The sequence below is a fragment of the Streptomyces sp. NPDC046900 genome (assembly GCF_040644975.1).
Classification (GTDB): domain Bacteria; phylum Actinomycetota; class Actinomycetes; order Streptomycetales; family Streptomycetaceae; genus Streptomyces.
Map to the genome: position 1 here is coordinate 2,395 of NZ_JBEYXD010000210.1, position 1,248 is coordinate 3,642.

Annotated in this window: 1 protein-coding gene; it reads right to left on the bottom strand. The window is 70.9% G+C overall.

Annotation, left to right across the window (positions count from 1 at the left end; all coding sequences use genetic code 11):
* Positions 1-47 precede the first annotated feature (47 nt).
* A partial coding sequence (gene egtA / locus ABZ904_RS50830) for an ergothioneine biosynthesis glutamate--cysteine ligase EgtA (RefSeq protein WP_361831110.1) occupies positions 48-1,248 on the bottom strand: 1,201 nt, incomplete at its 5' end.

The following is a 1,248-nucleotide window of genomic DNA, read 5'->3' on the forward strand; positions in this document are numbered from 1 at the left end:
GTACCGCTCCCGGAGCTTGTCCGGGTCTGTCGGTGACCGGTCGTCGGTCATGTGCGGATGTCCTTCCCGTGGAACTGGAGCAGCAGATCGTCGGCGGGGCAGCGGCCCCGGGCCACGTAGCGGTCGGTGAACTCCGCGACCAGACGCCGCACGCGGGCAGTGGCGCCGAGCCGGGGCAGCGCCTCGGCCGCTGCCGCGAAACAGGCGACGGCGGCCTCGTGCAGCTCGGGGTCGCCCAGACCGTCACGGGCGGCCGCGACCCACAGCGCATTGCACGGAGCCGGAAGTGAACCAGCCCGCTCCGCCAGAGGTTTCACCGTCCGGTAGGCGGTCTCGGCGGCCTGCGGATCGTCGAAGAGCGCGCTCGTCACAGCCAGCGGCACGATCCATCCGTCGTCGCCCGGCTGAGCGTCGATCATGCGGAATTCAAGATGCCCGCGGGGCCGTATCGGAGGAAACAGCGTCGTGAGGTGGTAGTCGAGGTCACCGCGGCCCGGCGGGTCCGCGGACCGGGTCCAGTCCCGGAAACTCATACCCTCCGGCACACGCCAGGGGCCACTCTCGGCCCGGACGCACATCACAGGCGCGTCCATCACATGCCGGGCCCACGCGACCCTGGGGTCGCCACCGAGGGACGGAGCGCTGCTGCGCCCCGGTTCCATGGCCGCCCACACGAACTGCCGCGTCGAGCGCCAGCCCGTCGGCCGGCCGCGTGACAGCGGAGAATGCGCGAACGCGGCAACCAGCACCGCGCCCAGCTGGTGCGCCAGCCACCAGCGCCGCCCGTGCCCGAGAGGGCCCGGCTCCTCGTATCCGGCGTCCAGACACACCTGAACGGAGGCCGAGGAGCACATCATGAAACGCCCCTCGGGGCCGGTGCGGTCCAGGTACCGCTCCATGGCGTCGTAGCGCGGCTCACGAAGGAAGCGGCGTGGAGAGTTCCAGGGATCCTGGCCGTAGCCACTGAGGCCGATATCGGCCTCACGCAGCAGCGCGCGGACCGCCTCGAGGTCGGCGCAGACGGCCCCTATGCACTCCATCAAGGAGGCGGCCGGAGCTGAGCTCAGCTCCAGCTGGCCGCCGGGCTCGACGGTGAGCGCCGAACTCAGGGGCAGAGACCGCAGTGCGGCATAGGCCGCTCGTAGACGTTCGGGTGATACAGGAAGCCACGGTCTCCGCAGCTCGTGGACGAGCCATTCCACCTCGACACCGAGCGAGCGGGGCGGTCCGGTCTTGAAGCAGATGCCG